Raw genomic sequence first — 17,462 nt, forward strand, 5'->3', positions numbered from 1 at the left:
GTCTAAATAAGGGGATGGAGAATGACTGGATTGAAAATAAGAGTGGAGCGTCTTAGGGAAGAACAAATAGGCGATATTGTATCATTATCTTCTTATATTGGGTGGGATTATAACAGAGAAGAAATTGAGACTATTTTTAACGCAGGGATTGTATACGGTGTTTGGAATGAGAGAAAGGAACTAATTGCTAGCGCGGCAATAATATTATATGGAGAGAAATTAGCGTCTATCGGAATGGTGATTGTACATCCAGATTATAAGGGGAGAGGGATTGGAAAAGCGATAACGAATTCATGCATTAAGAGCGTATCAGCTCATACTCCCATTATGCTGATTGCTACGGATGAAGGGAAACCTTTATATGAAAAATTAGGATTTAGGGCAGTAAGTTATGTTTCTAAATACATATGTAACTCGTACGATGCGAATGATTATTGTGTAAGAAATGAAGATTATATGATGAATTATAAAGAGGGTGATTTAGAAAAAATAATAAAAATAGATGAATATGCGTTTGGAACAAATAGAAAACAGTTTTTAAAGAAAAGAATTATGCAAAGTGATCAGTGTGTTGTTGTAAAGGATATAAAAGAAAATGTAATAGGATACGGTATAAGTATACAAACACCAGAAAATAAAATAATAGGGCCGGTTGTTGCTAAAAATGATGAGATGGCAATGAGAATTGTACATGATTTAGCAAAAGGGCATAATGATAAATTAAGAATTGATGTACTAGAAGGAAAGAAAGGTTTCATGAAAGTATTAGAGATTACCGGTTTCAAAAAGGTTAATACACCACCAATTATGATGAAAAATAGCGGTCAATTATTAAAAAGGAATAATGAGTTATATAGCATTGCAGCACAAATTTTTGGATGAAAAAGAATCCTTCTGGACGAAGGATTCTTTTTCGTTAATCACGATATTGATCGTGAGTTGGCTGAAAGAGGTCTTCCTCGATATCTCTCACCATAGAAAAATGATCAACATTATAATGACCATGGAGAATTTTATTATGGTGAGAGATAATTTGTTCTGCAGTCAATACGTCAGAATCAGTTGTGGAATGACCGTTTTTAATTAATGTAACATCAAAGCCTTGTACAGTTGCTGTTCGAACAGCGGTGTCGATACAATGTTCTGTTTTACATCCACCCATAACGATATGGTTAATTTTTTCTTCTTTTAACAGTTCAAGTAAAGAAGTACCATAGAATGAATTTGTTGCGGCTTTATTAATAAGGATTGCAGATTGAGGTACTTGAATTTGATTATGTACTTCAAAGCCTTCTCCGCTACCAGAAGCAACATCGATATCTCTTACGAAAACAATAAGGGCATTGGCATCTATTGCTTTCTGCACGGCTGTATTGAGTGTAGATAATAATTCGGTTTTACGAAAAACTTCACTTTCTTGTTCATTTCCATCCATTAATTCTTGCTGCGCATCGATAATTAATAGTGCTTGTTTCATCGTGTCTCCCCTTTAATATGAAATAAGTTCCACTGTACATATTCCTCCATATTATAAGGAAATCCTCCATTGCAAGTAGAGTATAGGCTGATTTACAAAGTTGTCAAAGAAATTTCATTCTCATGGCGTATAAAAACATGTATGATAGGAAGTGGAGAATTTTTGAGTAGGTGGGAATAACATGCAAACAGTAGAAGATTATCTTTCATTCTTACATACGAAAGGATTTAAATTATCAGAGGAAGCACAAGGATTTATTATGTTCGGACAAGGATATACGGGTGCATCTGATGGCATTGTAAACGCAGCAATAGAAGCGACAATTAAGCATCAATTGCAGTTTGATGGCAGTTATTTTGTTGCGTTATTAGAACGATTGAAAGAAGAAGAGATTACAGATAAAAAAAGCGCTAAGGCTTTTATGCGGAAGTTACAAGCGTAACTTCACGCAGCCTGCGCTTCTTTTTTTGTTTTAGAAGGTAATTCAACAAAAACCATGCCTAGGAAAATACAGAGGCATCCGATAATAGCGGAAATAGAAAGTTGTTCGTTTGCAACGAGAACGCCTGTTAAGGCAGCGAAAACGGGCTCCATTGCGAAAATAATTGCTACTCTCGTTGGAGACGTATGTTTTTGTGCTGATGTTTGAATGAAAAAAGCAATGGATGTCGCGAACAGAGAAGTTAGAAATAGAGCAAATAAAAAGGAAGAATTCGTCCATAGTGCTACTGAAAATAATTTTTCCCAATCTTCAAACAAAAAGGCGCAAATAGAAGAAAACATACCGACAGCTAATACTTGCGATGTGCTTAACAATAAAGGTGATATTTTTTTAGAGAAGAAGCCGTTAACGAGAATATGAGCAGCGAAAGCAACTGCACAACCGAGAACGAGTATATCTCCAATGTTTAATTGAAAAGAATCACCTGCTGTTAATAAATATAAACCCGCTGTTGCTACAGCAATGCCAATTACGATAAAAATAGTAGCTTTTTGTTTTAAAAAGATAAAAGACAAGATTGGTACCATAACGATACTAAGCCCTGTTAAGAAACCAGCTTTTGAAGAAGTTGTATAAAGTAAGCCGAATGTTTGTAATACATAGCCGACGCATAAAAAGAATCCAACGGTTAATCCAGCGAGGCTACTCTGTTTTATATGTTGTTTTGAAGTTTTTTTTGAGAAAATCATTTGAACGAATAATAAAATGATTCCAGCGAATAAAAAACGTATACCATTAAAAGTAAATGGTCCAACGAAAGACATAGCATTTTGAACGACAACAAATGTAGCTCCCCAAATAAAAGACACAAATAATAAAGCAAGAGGAGCAATCCAATCTTTTTTCACACTCATACCCCCGTTAATTTTGTAAGATAGCTTTTCTAGCTAACTCATCAGCAACTTTATTTTGACTACTTGGAATCCACTTAATAAAAAAGAGATCGAAACTTTTTATGTACTGCAGTGCTTCCTCTAATAGTGGTGCAAACATTTTATTTTTTGCGTATTCTTTTTCGACAGCTCGCTCAACAAGTTGCGAATCTGTACGAAAAGAGACAATGTTATAATTATGCTCCGTGCAATATTTTAATGCCGCAAGTAAAGCGTGGTATTCCGCTTCATGATTGGACATTGTCCCAAGGGGCAATGATAATTGTACAGCGGGTTGAACCCCTTTAATAAATACGCCTGCACCAGAAGGACCAGGATTTCCTTTTGATGCACCATCAATATATACTTCAATCAAAATGAGAAACCTCCAAATGATAAGATGATCCCCTACCTATATGTTTCTTTGAAGTAGGGGATAGAGTAACTTAGCCGATTGTAATACTATAACGACATGTAAATGTTTCATTCGCTTGTAAAGATTGAATTCCTTTTTTTTCCTTGAAATCTTTTGCTGGATTTACTTCATCAGCAATTCCGTACCAAGGTTCAATACATAAGAAAGGTGCATTCTCGCCTGGTGTCCATACGCCGACAAATGGGAATCCGTCAAATTCTACTTTTACGAATTTATTATGTTTATGAGAACGGATGGAGATTTCATCTGTATTCATATTTTCAAAAATAAGTGCATCGTTTTTAAATAGGTCGTATGTAAGTGGCAACTCATTCGTACTTTCAGCAATTAGTTGCTTCTTATTTGAAAGGTAAGGTCCTTCTAATACGCTCGTTTCTAAACGCTCTGGACCATTAAAAGATAGATGGTAATCTGTAAATGACTCGCCCTCTAATAACGGGAAATTGAAACCAGGATGTGCTCCGATTGAGAAGAACATCTCTTTTGAAGCAGGGTTATTCACTTCGTATGTTACATGAACGGTTTGTCCGTCTAGTTCATAAGAAACGAGTAATTCGAATTCATATGGGTATTTTTTTAATGTTTCTTCATTACTAGTTACAATGTAGGTGATTTTCGTTTCACTTTGTTCTTCTACAGAGAATGTAAGATCACGAGCAAAGCCGTGTTGTGTTAAAGAATAAGGTTTACCATCTACGTAGTATGTATTATCTACTAATCGGCCGACGATTGGGAATAAAATTGGTGCACGGCGTCCCCAATAAGTAGCATCACCTTGCCATAAGTATTCTGTATTGTCTTCTTTTAAGAGAACGCTTTGTAATTCTGCACCTTTGTCAGAGATGGTAACGATCACTTTTTCATTTTGAATTGTTGCAGTCATGAAATACAACCTCCTAAATCTTTCATATATTTCATTATACGTTGTCTAAAAGAAAAAGGGTAGTTCATGGTAGGAATCTATTGACGAAAGGGGGGCTAACGCGTAAAATATAATCTTGTTGCTTAAAAAACGAATAACGTGGTTCGAAACCATCCCACGTAAAAAAACTAAGGAGATTTTGTCATGAATATTAGAACTTTAGTCGGTAATGGTATTTTAGCGGCATTATATATTGCTGTTTCTATGCTTATTCAGCCATTTGGCTTTACGAATGTACAGTTTCGTATTTCAGAGATGTTTAATCATCTCGTTGTATTTAATAAGAAAGCAATTTACGGAATTGTATTAGGTGTATTTTTAACGAATCTCTTTTTCTCACCTATGATCGCTTACGATTTAGTATTTGGAGTAGGGCAATCTATTCTTGCATTAGTTGCAACGATTATTTCTATGCGATTTATTAAAGGTGTTTGGGCTCGTATGATTTTTAATACAGTCATTTTTACAATTACAATGTTTATGATTGCAATTGAACTTCATCTTGCATTTGATTTACCATTCATGTTGACTTGGTTAACATGTGCAATCGGTGAATTTGTTGTTATGGCGATTGGTATGCCTGTAATGTACTGGATTAATAAACGAGTACAATTTGAAAGATTTATGTAATAGATGAAAGAGCTATTCCTATAGGGATAGCTCTTTTTGCATGTGATAATATTGAATATAATTCTTTGACTCTTGATAAAATATAATAAAATAAAGTGAGGCTTTCATTAGCTGGATACATATAAGAAGTCTTACATAAGGGGAATCTAGTATGAAATATAAAATTCATTGGTTGTATAAAACAAAACGCGGTTTTCAGACGGAATTAACGACAGATTATATGAACATAGAAGAAGCACTTCAATTTGCGGAGGATTTCGAGAAAACAGGAAGAGTGAAAGAAGTATTATTTTACGATGAAATGGATGCAGAATGGTCATTAAAGGAAATGAAGAAGCTGAGCAAACAAGTGGAGGAAGAACCCCAAGAAATACTCGTTTATTTTGATGGCGGCTATGATGTACAGACGAAAGAAGCTGGTATAGGCATATGTGTATACTATAAAAAAGGAAATACAAAATACCGAATTCGCCGTAATGCATATATAGAAGGCATATATGATAATAATGAAGCGGAATATGCATCATTACTATATAGCATGAATATACTCGAGGAATTAGGGATTAAGTATGAAGCGGTCACGCTTCGCGGAGATTCTCAAGTTGTACTGCAGCAATTGGCTGGAGAATGGCCTTGTTATGATGAACATTTAAATCATTATTTAGACCAAATTGAGCAAAAAGCAAAGCAAATGAAATTAAAACTTGTATGTGAGCCTATATCAAGAAAACAAAATAAAGAAGCACATCAATTAGCTACGCAAGCATTAGAAGGAACAGTGATTGATAGTCATAAAGAAATAACCGAATAGAGAGGTGCAAAGGTGGATAAAAAGCAACTCATTACAGAGGTAAATGACTTATTAGAAACGTATTGTGAAGGATGTTTTTTGCGAGAACATAATCGAAAGACAAATAGTAAGTATTATGCTCATTCCTTTTGTATAAGACAATGTACAGTTGGAGAAACATTGAAAAAATATGGGGAACAGTTGTCATGAAAAAACATCCAGAGAAAACTCTCTGGATGTTTTTTAGTGCTTCGCTTCATTTAATTGATGCTCACACTCGCTTAATTTCTTTTCCTCATTTATTAAAAATGGCTCGTCTAAATCTGTTGCAACAGATTTCATAATTTCAAGCTGAGAGCGAGCTGCTTCTACAGCAGTGGTAGCATGCTCTAATGTATCTGGATCCATTGAAATTGTCGCTGATCCTACCATTTTTTGTGCTGTTTCTACACGGAATTTCACTTCTTCAAAATCATTTACTTCTGATCCCATTAATAATTCCTCCTTTGTATAGTGCGCATTTCACATAGTTTTTGCTCTGGAAAACGGAAATATACAAAGGAATAACAAAGGAGGTTACCAAGTAAGGTAACCTCCTGTCATATGTTGGATTAAAGTTTTACTACGTTAGCAGCTTGAGGTCCACGGTTTCCTTCAGTGATATCGAAAGATACTTCTTGACCTTCTTCTAAAGCTTTGTAGCCTTCGCCTTGAATAGCAGAGAAATGTACGAATACATCGTCAGCGCCTTCAATTTCGATAAATCCAAAACCTTTTTCGTTGTTAAACCATTTTACTTTTCCTTGCATGTTACAATTCCTCCTAAAAACATTTGCTTTTTTCATTTAGTGAAATTCATTTGAAAAGATAATATAAACTAAAAATGCTATAATCTTGAATATTCTGCTAAATGATTAATTTAAATATACACGAATTGGGAGAATTTAGTCAAGTAAGCGATTTTATTTTTTTGTATTTTTAAATAATTTTTTAACCAAATTTTTAAATAGGTATAGGACAGGCCAAGTATGTAATAGTCTTAATTGAATGCTATACATAATGGGGTGAAAGAATGAATGAGTCTTATTTATTAGATAATGAAGGAATGAGAATGAGAAACGACATACCGAATTGGGTTGCAAAGGAATTTGAAAATTTTTCTAACGTCGTATTAGAACCAACTTTCCCATGTTATTTTGGTTTAACTGCTTTGAAAAAGAATGAACTTCGCTATTCCTTTCTATCTCATAATGATTGGAGTCATTTGCCGCATACAATGTTATCTTTTTTAGAGCTAATGAAAGAGCGTCCAATTGTAAGAAGAGGCTTTTTTCTTTTTGTAGAACCGGAATGTGAGGAGCAATCACTGGAATATTACCGTGATTACTTTTGGAAAGTACTACAATATTTACATGAAAACGATAAGGAAACATGGCCAAAGCAAATTCCTAAAGACCCAGACCATTACTTATGGGAATTTTCATTTGGCGGGGAACCGATATTCGCATTTGGAAACGCACCAGCCTATAAACAACGAAAAACTAGGCATTTAGGAAATTCTCTCGTTATTGGATTTCAGCCACGTACTATATTTGATGGATTAGAAGGGGATCGTCCTAAAGGAGCATATTCTAGGCAAACGGTCCGTGAGCGAGTTGAAAAGTGGGATCAGCTGCCGAAACATCCTAACATTAGTCATTATGGTGATCCGGATCATCGTGAATGGAAACAATACTTTATAGGAGACGATGTAGAACCGTTAAAAGGAAAATGTCCTTTTCTTCATAAGATAGAAAAGTAAGAGTCATCATCTGGATGGCTCTTTTGCATATTTTGGATAAAAAAGGGTATTTTAGTAGTAAATATTTTGAGGGAAGCTAGTCTATTTTTAATTATTACATCATTACTTAATAGTAAAGGAAGTAGAAAGGATAGAGTGATGTTTGGAGCGATTATACAACAAATTGTATTAGGTATTTCATTAGCTGCGCCAGTAGGTCCGATTAATATTGAAATGTTAAAACGAGGAATTGAACGAGGTTTTTGGCATGCGTGGGTTGTTGGAATTGGTGGAATGACAGCAGATATTTTGTTTATGCTTCTCATCTATTTCGGTTTATCTTCTCTGTTTATGTATACATATGTACAAGCTTTTATGTATTGCACAGGGTTTTTCTTATTATTTTATTTAGGATTTCAAAGTGTAAAACAAGGAATTTCTCAATCGAATATGGAATATAAAAAAGAAGAGGTAGGCGGCCTTAAACAATCGTTTATGGCAGGTTTTTTAATTGCGATATCCAATCCATTAAATCTTGTTTTTTGGTTTGGTATATACGGAAGTACACTTAGCTCATTGCTTACGAAGGTAACGAAACAAGAAGCCTTTTTGTATAGTCTTTGTATTATCGTTGGTATTATTTTATGGAATGTAAATATTGCTTTTTCTGTCCATTTTGGCAGAACTTTATTAAAGCAAAAAGCACTTGGCTATATAACAGCCGGAGCAGGTATTATTTTAGTAGGATATTCTATCCATTTTGCATACAAAGCTTTACAGTTGTTCACATAAGATTGAAGGGGAGATTTTTATGTATCGAACCACTATTGACGGAAAAGAAATCATTATTACGTTAGCACCAAAAATCAGAAAAGAAATTACTGATAGAAATCCACTATATGAAGCGGTATTTCAGAATGCAGCAAGATTACTACAAACAAAGCAACCAACGTTTGCTGTAAATCATGAAATATTTGGGCTTATCATTGGAGAGGTACAAAGAGGAGAAGTAACAGTGTTTGCGGTGGAACATATTATTCCGAAGCAAAATATATTTGGACCGAACAATTTTTTCTCGACAATAGAGCAACAGGCAAATTTGTAAAGCGTATAGAATAAGATATAGAAAAGAAATAGTCGTAACGATATGTTGCGACTGTTTTTTTTGAAAAGGGGGAAGGAAGATGAAGAGGGTGGGGAAAGAGTTCTTTTTACAACATGATATCGTTATTATGTATAGTATTTTATTTGTTTTTATCATTATTTTAAAAATGCAATTTTTCACATGGATCGGTTTGTTAGCTTGTTTGTTTGGTATTATTTTTTATACGCTAAACGAATATATGACACACCGTTTTTTATTTCACTTAAAACCACCTAAAAACGTATTTTTATTAAAAATGCTAAGAAGATTACATTATGACCATCACGTCTATCCAGATGATTTAAAACTGTTATTTTTACCTGTATGGTTTAGTATACCGAGTTTTACTATATATTTACTTATATCATATGCTATAACAAAAAGCGTTACTATTGCACTTTCGTTCGGAATTGGAATGATTATTATGCTTCTCGTTTATGAATGGAAACATTATATTGCACATAAGCCAATTCGTCCTGTTACTAAGTTTGGAAGATGGCTAAAAAAACAGCACATATTACACCATTATAAAAATGAAAAGTTTTGGTTTGGTGTTTCAAATCCAGTATTCGATTTCATATTTGGAACGCTTAAAGATGGAAAAGACGTTGAATTAAGCGAAACAGCTCGTAATTTAGAAAAGGAAAAAAAGAAAAAAGTAGTGCGTTAAGCACTGCTTTTGTTTTAATGAGGAAAAAATAAGTAAGGTGTCACTTTATTTTGAAAAAGTATATTAAAAACTTAGGGGAAAATGCCGAAAAATGTCTATCGAAAAATCTTTGCAGGAATGTATGGATTGTCTAAAATGAAAATAAGTTTCTGAATATTTATAAAATTTAGTCTTTAGGTATACAAGGGGGAATTGCATTTCTAGTAAGAGAGGGGATAAGAGAATGAAAAGAGATGATACGTCAGCACGTAAGTTACAAAATGAGGTGAATTATACAGAGGTTGTTCAGTCAGAAGAATTTCAATTGTTATTAAATAAGAAAAAGAAGTTTATCGTTCCAATGAGTATTTTCTTTTTAAGTTTTTTTATTGCGTTACCTATTTTAACATCGTATTCAAAGGTACTCAATACACCGGCATTTGGTGATGTTACGTGGGCGTGGGTATTTGCTTTTGCACAATTTATTATGACTTGGGCTTTATGTATGATTTATAGCAAAAAGGCGGAATCCTTTGATGAAATCTCGCAAAAAATTCTACAAAATATGCAAAAAGGGAGGGGCTGAACTTGAATACGACGGCATTTGCACTATTTTTAATTATTGTCCTTGGTACGCTCGTCATAACCTATTTTGCATCGAAAAAAACGAAAAATGCGAGTGAGTTTTATACAGCTGGAGGGGGATTAACTGGTTGGCAAAATGGTCTGGCCATTGCGGGAGATTATATGTCTGCTGCGTCTTTTCTTGGTATAGCTGGAGCGATCGCATTAACTGGGTTTGATGGTTTCTTTTATAGTATCGGCTTTTTAGTTGCTTATTTAGTTGTTCTATACCTTGTCGCAGAACCGCTAAGGAATTTAGGGAAGTACACGTTAGCGGATATGATTGCGGCGCGTTTTGACGCGAAAAAAGTTCGCGGAGTTGCAGCGCTTAATACGATGACGATTTCAATTTTTTATATGATTGCACAATTAGTTGGGGCGGGTGCACTTATTAAGTTATTATTAGGGATCGAATATACAACATCCGTTTTAATTGTTGGTACATTAATGACAGTGTACGTTATTTTTGGCGGAATGACCGCGACGAGCTGGGTGCAAATTGTTAAGGCTGTATTACTTATGGCTGGTACATTTATTATTTCTGTTATCGTTTTCGCAAAATTTAATTTTAGTGTGACGGAAATGTTTGCTCAAATGAAAACAGCAACTCCATTAAAAGATTCGTTTTTAAATCCAGGAGTAAAGTATAAAGATGGTCTTGATACACTATCTTTAAATTTAGGACTAGTCCTTGGTACGGCAGGATTACCACACATTCTTGTTCGCTTTTTTACAGTACGTGATGCAAAAACAGCACGTCAATCTGTCGTATACGCTACGTGGTTAATTGGCGCATTTTATATTATGACAATTTTCTTAGGATTTGGGGCAGCGGCGTTTGTAGGGAATGAGGCGATTATGAAAGCAAACCCTGCTGGTAATATGGCAGCACCTTTATTAGCGAAAGCATTGGGCGGAGATTTCTTATTTGCTTTCGTATCAGCAATTGCTTTTGCAACGATTTTAGCTGTAGTGGCAGGCCTTGTATTAACAGCAGCATCCGCATTCGCACATGATTTTTATAATGAAATTATCCGCAAGGGGAAATCAACGGAAAAAGAGCAAGTATCCATGGCTCGTTATGCGTCTATTGGAGTAGCGGTATTGTCTATTATACTAGCGTTATTTGCTCAAACATTGAACGTAGCATTTTTAGTTTCGTTAGCATTTGCAGTTGCAGCGAGTGCAAACTTGCCAGTTATATTATTCACAATATATTGGAAGCGCTTCAATACAACAGGTGCCATCTCTGGTATGATTGCTGGTCTTGTATCAGCTATTGTTCTTGTAGCGTTAAGCCCAAATGTATGGAACCCTGTAGCTGGAAAAGCTATATTTGTCGGGGAAGCGATATTCCCATATACGACACCCGGAATTATTTCGATTCCGCTTGGATTTCTTGCAGCGTATTTAGGAACTGTTTTATCTAGTAAGAAAGAAGATGCAGCGAAATTTGATGAAATTCTCGTGAAATCTAATACTGGGCATGGTATTAGTGACGCGTCTTCGCATTAAAAAAGAGGAGCTTTTCGATAGATAAGAAAAGCTCCTTTTTCTTTTGTCATTTTCTTGTAAATAATACTGCTTTGTAAGTAGGATTTGTCTTAATTTTGTGGAATGAAAATAAGCAGGGAGAAATTTAAATCATCATGGTACCAGCGCAGCTTTTGTGAAAAATAAGTTGTTATGGAAGGTGGAAGAAATGATGAAAACGAAACAGACTGATGAATTATTAGCAAAAGATGAGCAATATGTTTGGCACGGAATGCGTCCCTTTAGTCCAAATAGTACAATGGTAGGGGCAAAAGCAGAAGGGTGCTGGGTTGAAGATATACAAGGAAAAAGATATTTAGATGGTATGAGTGGTCTATGGTGTGTAAATAGCGGGTATGGAAGAAAAGAGCTTGCAGAGGCGGCCTATAAGCAATTACAAACATTATCATACTTTCCGATGTCACAATCACATGAACCGGCTATAAAGCTTGCAGAAAAATTAAATGAATGGCTTGGAGGAGAGTATGTTATTTTCTTCTCTAATAGTGGTTCGGAAGCAAACGAAACAGCTTTTAAAATAGCAAGACAATACTATGCGCAAAAAGGTGAACCACATCGTTATAAATTTATGTCACGTTACCGCGGCTATCATGGGAATACAATGGCAACGATGGCAGCGACGGGACAAGCACAGCGTAGATATCAATATGAGCCATTTGCTTCAGGATTTTTACATGTAACGCCGCCAGATTGTTATCGTATGCCTGGAATAGAAAGAGAGAACATTTATGATGTAGAATGTGTAAAAGAAGTAGATCGGGTCATGACATGGGAACTAAGTGAAACGATTGCAGCTTTTATTATGGAACCAATTATTACAGGCGGAGGCATTTTAATGCCGCCACAAGACTATATGAAAGCTGTTTATGAAACGTGTCAAAAACACGGTGCCTTGCTCATTAGCGATGAAGTGATTTGCGGTTTTGGGCGTACAGGAAAGGCATTTGGATTTATGAATTATGATGTGAAACCAGATATTATTACAATGGCAAAAGGGATTACAAGTGCATATTTACCATTATCAGCAACAGCTGTGAAAAAAGAAATATATGAAGAATTTAAAGGAAAGGGAGAATATGAATTCTTCCGTCATATTAATACATTTGGTGGAAATCCTGCAGCTTGTGCACTAGCACTTAAAAACTTAGAAATTATGGAGAATGAAAATTTAATTGAGCGCTCTGCACAAATGGGCTCGCTTTTATTAGAGCAATTAAAAGAAGAAATTGGAGAACATCCACTTGTAGGGGATATTAGAGGAAAAGGACTACTAGTTGGAATTGAACTAGTAAATGATAAAGAGACGAAAGAGCCAATTGATAATGACAAAATTGCAAGTGTTGTAAATGCTTGTAAAGAAAAAGGGTTAATTATAGGACGAAACGGTATGACAACAGCAGGATATAATAACGTTTTAACGCTAGCACCACCGCTTATTATTTCAAGTGAAGAAATTGCCTTTGTTGTTGGAACGTTGAAGACAGCGATGGAACGTATTTAATGAATGAAGCGAGCTGTAATATACAGCTCGCTTTTGTTTATGATGTGAAATATGATAAATTTTCAAAGAGAGGGGAATTTATTATGAAGAAATATGAACCTAGTAAACATTATCACATCGGATATTATGAAGACGGATATGATTTAGAAGTGACAGCGTACAAAAGAATACATGAACCAGTTTGGGATGCGTATATTCCACACTATGAGGTAGACGATTTTTATAAGAAAGTGGAGGAAATGAAGCTAGGTGAATATGTAGATGATTATGGCATTATGGTGTATTCATTTCGTAATGATATTGATGATGATGAAGCACGAATTATTTTTGAAAATGGTTAAAAACGAACGGGATTGTTTAAAGATAAAACGAAAAAGAAGCTTACTATCTTATAAGATAGTAAGCTTCTTTTTTATTAAACTTATTTACTTGCTTTCATTGCTTTATCTTTTGCACCAAAAGTGTATTTTAACATTGGTGGTGTAATCATTGTAGTTAAAATAACGACAATAACGATAGCTGTAAAGTAATCTTGTGCTAGTAGACCTGAAGAAAGTCCTGTTCCTGCGATGATAAGTGCAACTTCACCACGAGAAACCATTCCAGAACCGATAATTGCAGAAGACTTAGCATCAAATCCAGTCATTCGTGCACCTAAGCCACAACCGATTAGTTTCGTTAATACAGCGATTACTGTTAATGCTAGGATGAACCAAATTTGATCGCCAATACCGTCAAATGTAATATTCATACCGATACTTACGAAGAATACTGGAACGAACATAGCGTAAGCGATTGGCTCTACTTTCTTTTCTACTTCATGTTTGTAGTTCGTTTGAGAAATAGCGATACCAGCTGCGAAAGCACCGATAATACCAGCAATTCCTAATAGTTCGCCGAAATATGCGAATGAGAAACAGATGATAAGAGCCGCGCTCACGATAGACTCAGATACGCGTAGCGGTGATAACCAGCGCATAATCGCAGGAACACCTTTCCATCCGATTAAAATAATAGAAGCGAAGAATACAACTTTCTTCAAGATAATCATTGTTAAGTTAACATCGTCTGTACCTAGGAAACTCATTGCAAATGCTAATAAAATAACGACAAGAATGTCATCAAATACAGCTGCGCCCAGCATAGTTGTACTTTCACGTGTTTTCATCTTTCCTAAATCGCGAAGTGTTTGTACGGAAATACTAACACTTGTCGCACATAGAAGTAATCCTAAAAATACAGCATTTCCTTGTTCCATTCCCATAATAAGACCAGAAACGTAACCACCTACGAATGGAAGAATGATACCTCCAAGTGCAACAGCTAAAGAAGAATTACGATTTGCGTTTAATTCCTCTAAGTCTGTTTCAAGTCCTGCCATAAACATTAAAAGAATAACACCAACATTACTTAATTGTGTTAGAAGTTCTGAGTTTTCAATCCAACCTAATACAGCTGGACCGATAACGATACCGACAATTAATTTACCGAGTACAGAAGGTTGGCCTAATCTAACACTAAGATCACCAGCAAGCTTTGTACTTAATAAAATAAGTGCAATTTGAAAGAAAAATTCGAATTCCATCGGATCCTCTCCTTATCATTTTTATTTTTATCATACGATTTCTCGGAATTTGCCTAATGAAAATATGTAAAACCCATTAAACAAAGGGTCTGATTACAAGTTCTTTTGAACTTGTAATTTGAACCTGTAATTAATATATAATATATTTTGCAAAAAATCAATGAAAAAATGGGAGCTTTTTTAGAGAGAGACGGTGTTATTAGGGATATACATATAAGATTAGCGTGTGGATTTTATATGTATGAAATAGTATGAAGTCCTTTTTTATTACAAATAATAAAGCCTAAATGCTATTTCACGAATTATAAATGTGAAAGGGAGGACTTATCATTTGAAGTCATTAAAAAATAACTTGTCTATCGTTGCTTTAGGTGGAGTAAATGAAATAGGGAAAAATATGTACGCTATTCAATATGAAAATGATATTGTCGTTATTGATTGTGGATCTAAATTTCCAGATGAAAGTTTATTAGGAATTGATTTAATAATTCCAGACATCACATACTTACAAGAAAATAAAGAAAAAATTCGCGGGTTAGTCGTGACGCACGGACATGAAGACCATATTGGCGGAATACCATATTTTTTAAAACAACTAAACGTACCAATTTATGCGACGAAGTTAACGTTAGGTTTAATTGAAATTAAATTAAAAGAGCATAATCTTCAAAATGATACAGAATTAATCGTCATTCACGCAGAATCAGAAATTGATCTCGGTTCTATTAAGACGACATTTTTTAAAACGAATCATAGTATTCCAGATTGTCTCGGTATTGTGTTTCATACTCGAGAAGGTAATGTAGTACATACTGGGGATTTTAAATTTGATTTAACACCAGTAAATAACCAACATCCTGATATTCATAAAATGGCTAAAATAGGTAGTGAAGGTGTACTAGCTTTACTATCGGAAAGTACAAATGCAGAACGACCAGGTTTTACTCCATCAGAGAGATCGGTAGGAGAACGGATAGAGGAAATATTTATGAAAGCAAATAGAAAAGTAATTATTTCTACATTTGCTTCTAATGTGAATCGTGTTCAGCAAATAGTTGAAGCTTGTATAAAAACAAATCGAAAACTGGCTTTGCTCGGCAGAAGTATGGTAAATGTAGTAGAAGTTGCTCTAGAGAAAGGGTATCTAAATATTCCAGATGGTATGTTAATTGAAGCAAGTGAGGTAAATCGTTTAGATCCATCGCAGGTCGCAATACTTTGTACAGGAAGTCAAGGAGAACCAATGGCAGCTTTAGCCCGTTTAGCTAGTGGAAACTATAGGCAAGTAGATGTTTTACCAGAAGATACAGTTATTATAGCTGCGACTCCTATTCCAGGAAATGAACGTAACGTTTCGCGAATTATCGATAACTTATTTGCATTAGGGGCAAGAGTGATTTACGGATCAGGCAGTTCTACTGGAGTCCATGTATCTGGCCATGCATATCAAGAAGAATTAAAGTTAATGCTCACATTAATGAAGCCAAAATATTTTATCCCAATTCATGGAGAGTTTAGAATGCTACATCACCATAGTTTGTTAGCAGAATCAATTGGTGTTGAAAAAGAGAATATCTTTATCGTTCGTAATGGAGATGTTGTAGATATAAGTAATGAAGTGGCCGTTCAATCGAGAAAAATACAAGCAGGAAATATATATGTAGATGGATTAGGAATTGGTGATGTTGGAAATGCATTATTACGTGATCGGAAACAACTTTCAGAAGATGGAATGCTCGTTATAGTTATTACTTTTAATAAAGTGGATGGAGAAATAATTTCAGGTCCTGATATTATTTCTCGTGGATTCGTCTATGTTCGTGATTCAGAAGAGTTTTTGAAGGAATTAAATAAATTAGCTGTTATTACAATTAATAATTTGAAGAAAGAGAAAGTGAATAGTTGGGGTATTTTGAAAAGAGAAGTAAGAGAAGCTTTAGGGAAGTATATATATACGAATACGAAAAGAAAACCGATGATCCTTCCTATAATAATAGAGGTTTAAGAGTTAATAAAAAGAATTCTCGTAGGAGAATTCTTTTTTGTTTTGAAGACAGAATGAACATATAATGAAATAAATAGAAATGGAAGGAAATAAAAGATGTTATTAAATAAACGCTTTACAATTGGAGAAATGGCAAAAATGCATAATATAGCGGAATCTACTTTACGCTATTATGATGAGAAGGGAATTTTTCATCCGTCCACTGTGGACCCGCAAACAAATTATCGTTATTATACAATCGATCAATTTTCACTATTAGATACGATTAAGTTTTTACGCCAATTAAACATTCCATTAAAGGAAATTAAGAAATATATTGATGAAAGAAATCCAGCATATGCACTCAATTTACTGGAAAAACAACAAGAGATGATGTTGAAAAAACAAAGAGAAATTGAGTATGCTTTGGCGAAAATGGAGCATAGAATTCATTTAATTAAGGAAGCAACAAAAGCAAAAGCTGAACAAGTGGTAATAAAAGAGATCCCGCAGCGAAAAATAACAGCTATTGCTGTTGCCCCGGATACGACGGATGATATGTTTGAGTACTACATTCATTCGTTGCAAAAAAATATGAGGCAAATGGATGATAGCTTATTTTCTGGAGATATCGGTGTAACAGTCGCGAAAAAAGGATTCATGCAAAATGAGTTTCAAGCATATAGCAGTGTTTTTATTCTTTTGGATTACATGCCTTTCCAAGTACAGAGTTCAGATGAGATTAAGGAAGGTTTATATGCTTGTTCTTATCATCATGGACCGTATGAAGAAACAGGTGCAACGTATAAGGAATTACTTGCATACATTGATCAAGAAGGATATGAGGTAAGTGGAGATGCGATTGAGATTGGATTAATCGATTGGTCTGTAACAGAAAATCCAGAGGAGCAAGTAACAGAAATTCAAATTCCTATAATGAAAAAATAAAGCAATAAGTTGTAGCACTCGTATCATTACAAATTGGCATGAAACACGATAAGTAAGTTACCTA

The 17,462-nt window shown here is 34.7% G+C and carries 21 protein-coding genes, 1 pseudogene and 1 riboswitch; of the genes and pseudogenes, 15 read left to right on the top strand and 7 right to left on the bottom strand.

Annotated features, from left to right (window positions below):
- The first annotated feature begins 21 nt into the window (after positions 1-21).
- Positions 22-882 (top strand): GNAT family N-acetyltransferase, encoded by an 861-nt coding sequence (locus NST14_RS08410; protein ID WP_229142952.1) that lies wholly within the window; start codon positions 22-24, stop codon positions 880-882.
- Positions 883-916: 34 nt separating this feature from the next.
- Here NST14_RS08410 and NST14_RS08415 read toward each other — a convergent pair whose 3' ends face one another.
- Positions 917-1,477, bottom strand: a complete 561-nt coding sequence (locus NST14_RS08415; protein WP_229142953.1) for a cysteine hydrolase family protein — start codon at positions 1,475-1,477, stop codon at positions 917-919.
- 181 nt (positions 1,478-1,658) lie between these two features.
- Here NST14_RS08415 and NST14_RS08420 point away from each other — a divergent pair, with 181 nt between their 5' ends.
- Positions 1,659-1,919, top strand: coding sequence for a DUF6123 family protein (locus NST14_RS08420; protein ID WP_001195212.1), 261 nt, complete (start codon positions 1,659-1,661; stop codon positions 1,917-1,919).
- A 2-nt stretch (positions 1,920-1,921) separates the two neighbouring features.
- Here the strand turns inward: NST14_RS08420 and NST14_RS08425 are convergent, their stop codons facing one another.
- From NST14_RS08425 to NST14_RS08435, 3 genes are all read right to left on the bottom strand, one after another.
- Complete coding sequence (locus tag NST14_RS08425) at positions 1,922-2,827, bottom strand: DMT family transporter (protein WP_000711159.1); 906 nt, start codon at positions 2,825-2,827, stop codon at positions 1,922-1,924.
- 13 nt (positions 2,828-2,840) lie between these two features.
- Positions 2,841-3,227: a reverse transcriptase-like protein gene (locus NST14_RS08430; RefSeq protein WP_000573873.1), complete on the bottom strand. Its 387-nt coding sequence runs from the start codon at positions 3,225-3,227 to the stop codon at positions 2,841-2,843.
- Between the two features lie 70 nt (positions 3,228-3,297).
- Entirely contained in the window at positions 3,298-4,170 is an 873-nt protein-coding gene (locus tag NST14_RS08435; RefSeq protein ID WP_000127426.1) for an aldose 1-epimerase family protein, read from the bottom strand.
- 132 nt (positions 4,171-4,302) lie between these two features.
- A riboswitch (PreQ1 riboswitch) is annotated at positions 4,303-4,347 on the top strand.
- Positions 4,348-4,353: 6 nt separating this feature from the next.
- On the opposite strand from NST14_RS08435, the gene NST14_RS08440 reads away from it, so the two are divergent.
- The 3 genes from NST14_RS08440 (at position 4,354) to NST14_RS08450 (ending at position 5,839) form a co-directional block, all read left to right on the top strand.
- Entirely contained in the window at positions 4,354-4,839 is a 486-nt protein-coding gene (locus NST14_RS08440; RefSeq protein WP_001026467.1) for a QueT transporter family protein, read from the top strand.
- Between the two features lie 151 nt (positions 4,840-4,990).
- Entirely contained in the window at positions 4,991-5,650 is a 660-nt protein-coding gene (locus NST14_RS08445; protein WP_000875519.1) for a ribonuclease H family protein, read from the top strand.
- Positions 5,651-5,662: 12 nt separating this feature from the next.
- Positions 5,663-5,839 (top strand): zinc-finger domain-containing protein, encoded by a 177-nt coding sequence (locus NST14_RS08450; protein ID WP_000358801.1) that lies wholly within the window; start codon positions 5,663-5,665, stop codon positions 5,837-5,839.
- A 33-nt stretch (positions 5,840-5,872) separates the two neighbouring features.
- Here the strand turns inward: NST14_RS08450 and NST14_RS08455 are convergent, their stop codons facing one another.
- Both NST14_RS08455 and cspB read right to left on the bottom strand, forming a co-directional pair.
- Positions 5,873-6,121 (bottom strand): DUF2564 family protein, encoded by a 249-nt coding sequence (locus NST14_RS08455; RefSeq protein ID WP_000534391.1) that lies wholly within the window; start codon positions 6,119-6,121, stop codon positions 5,873-5,875.
- Between the two features lie 119 nt (positions 6,122-6,240).
- Complete coding sequence (gene cspB / locus NST14_RS08460; RefSeq protein WP_001161727.1) at positions 6,241-6,438, bottom strand: cold shock-like protein CspB; 198 nt, start codon at positions 6,436-6,438, stop codon at positions 6,241-6,243.
- A gap of 263 nt (positions 6,439-6,701) precedes the next feature.
- On the opposite strand from cspB, the gene NST14_RS08465 reads away from it, so the two are divergent.
- The 8 genes and pseudogenes from NST14_RS08465 to NST14_RS08500 all read left to right on the top strand — a co-directional run bounded on the left by NST14_RS08465 (position 6,702) and on the right by NST14_RS08500 (position 13,242).
- Positions 6,702-7,430, top strand: coding sequence for a YqcI/YcgG family protein (locus NST14_RS08465; protein WP_048557448.1), 729 nt, complete (start codon positions 6,702-6,704; stop codon positions 7,428-7,430).
- A gap of 138 nt (positions 7,431-7,568) precedes the next feature.
- Entirely contained in the window at positions 7,569-8,201 is a 633-nt protein-coding gene (locus tag NST14_RS08470; RefSeq protein WP_000466557.1) for a LysE family transporter, read from the top strand.
- Positions 8,202-8,220: 19 nt separating this feature from the next.
- Positions 8,221-8,514, top strand: a complete 294-nt coding sequence (locus tag NST14_RS08475; RefSeq protein WP_000286373.1) for a hypothetical protein — start codon at positions 8,221-8,223, stop codon at positions 8,512-8,514.
- 79 nt (positions 8,515-8,593) lie between these two features.
- Positions 8,594-9,223 carry a sterol desaturase family protein gene (locus NST14_RS08480; RefSeq protein ID WP_000832150.1) on the top strand — a complete coding sequence of 210 codons (630 nt, stop codon included), beginning with the start codon at positions 8,594-8,596 and terminating at the stop codon, positions 9,221-9,223.
- Positions 9,224-9,446: 223 nt separating this feature from the next.
- Positions 9,447-9,788, top strand: a complete 342-nt coding sequence (locus NST14_RS08485) for a DUF485 domain-containing protein (protein WP_000817360.1) — start codon at positions 9,447-9,449, stop codon at positions 9,786-9,788.
- A gap of 2 nt (positions 9,789-9,790) precedes the next feature.
- On the top strand, positions 9,791-11,341 hold the full coding sequence (locus NST14_RS08490) for a solute symporter family protein (RefSeq protein ID WP_001098246.1): 1,551 nt from the start codon (positions 9,791-9,793) through the stop codon (positions 11,339-11,341).
- Positions 11,342-11,531: 190 nt separating this feature from the next.
- Positions 11,532-12,881, top strand: a complete 1,350-nt coding sequence (locus tag NST14_RS08495; RefSeq protein ID WP_053083438.1) for an aspartate aminotransferase family protein — start codon at positions 11,532-11,534, stop codon at positions 12,879-12,881.
- A pseudogene (locus NST14_RS08500) lies at positions 12,881-13,242 on the top strand (DUF3986 family protein). The gene NST14_RS08495 and the pseudogene NST14_RS08500 overlap by 1 nt, the downstream one beginning before the upstream one ends.
- Positions 13,243-13,302: 60 nt before the next feature.
- Here the strand turns inward: NST14_RS08500 and NST14_RS08505 are convergent.
- Complete coding sequence (locus tag NST14_RS08505; RefSeq protein WP_000393887.1) at positions 13,303-14,466, bottom strand: cation:proton antiporter; 1,164 nt, start codon at positions 14,464-14,466, stop codon at positions 13,303-13,305.
- A gap of 331 nt (positions 14,467-14,797) precedes the next feature.
- Here NST14_RS08505 and NST14_RS08510 point away from each other — a divergent pair, with 331 nt between their 5' ends.
- Together NST14_RS08510 and NST14_RS08515 are read left to right on the top strand one after the other, a co-directional pair.
- Positions 14,798-16,471 (top strand): ribonuclease J, encoded by a 1,674-nt coding sequence (locus NST14_RS08510; RefSeq protein ID WP_000838577.1) that lies wholly within the window; start codon positions 14,798-14,800, stop codon positions 16,469-16,471.
- 96 nt (positions 16,472-16,567) lie between these two features.
- Positions 16,568-17,398: a MerR family transcriptional regulator gene (locus NST14_RS08515; RefSeq protein ID WP_000925955.1), complete on the top strand. Its 831-nt coding sequence runs from the start codon at positions 16,568-16,570 to the stop codon at positions 17,396-17,398.
- Positions 17,399-17,462: the final 64 nt, after the last annotated feature.

The sequence above is a fragment of the Bacillus sp. FSL W8-0519 genome, from assembly GCF_038005585.1.
In the GTDB taxonomy this organism is placed as follows: Bacteria; Bacillota; Bacilli; order Bacillales; family Bacillaceae_G; genus Bacillus_A; species Bacillus_A paranthracis.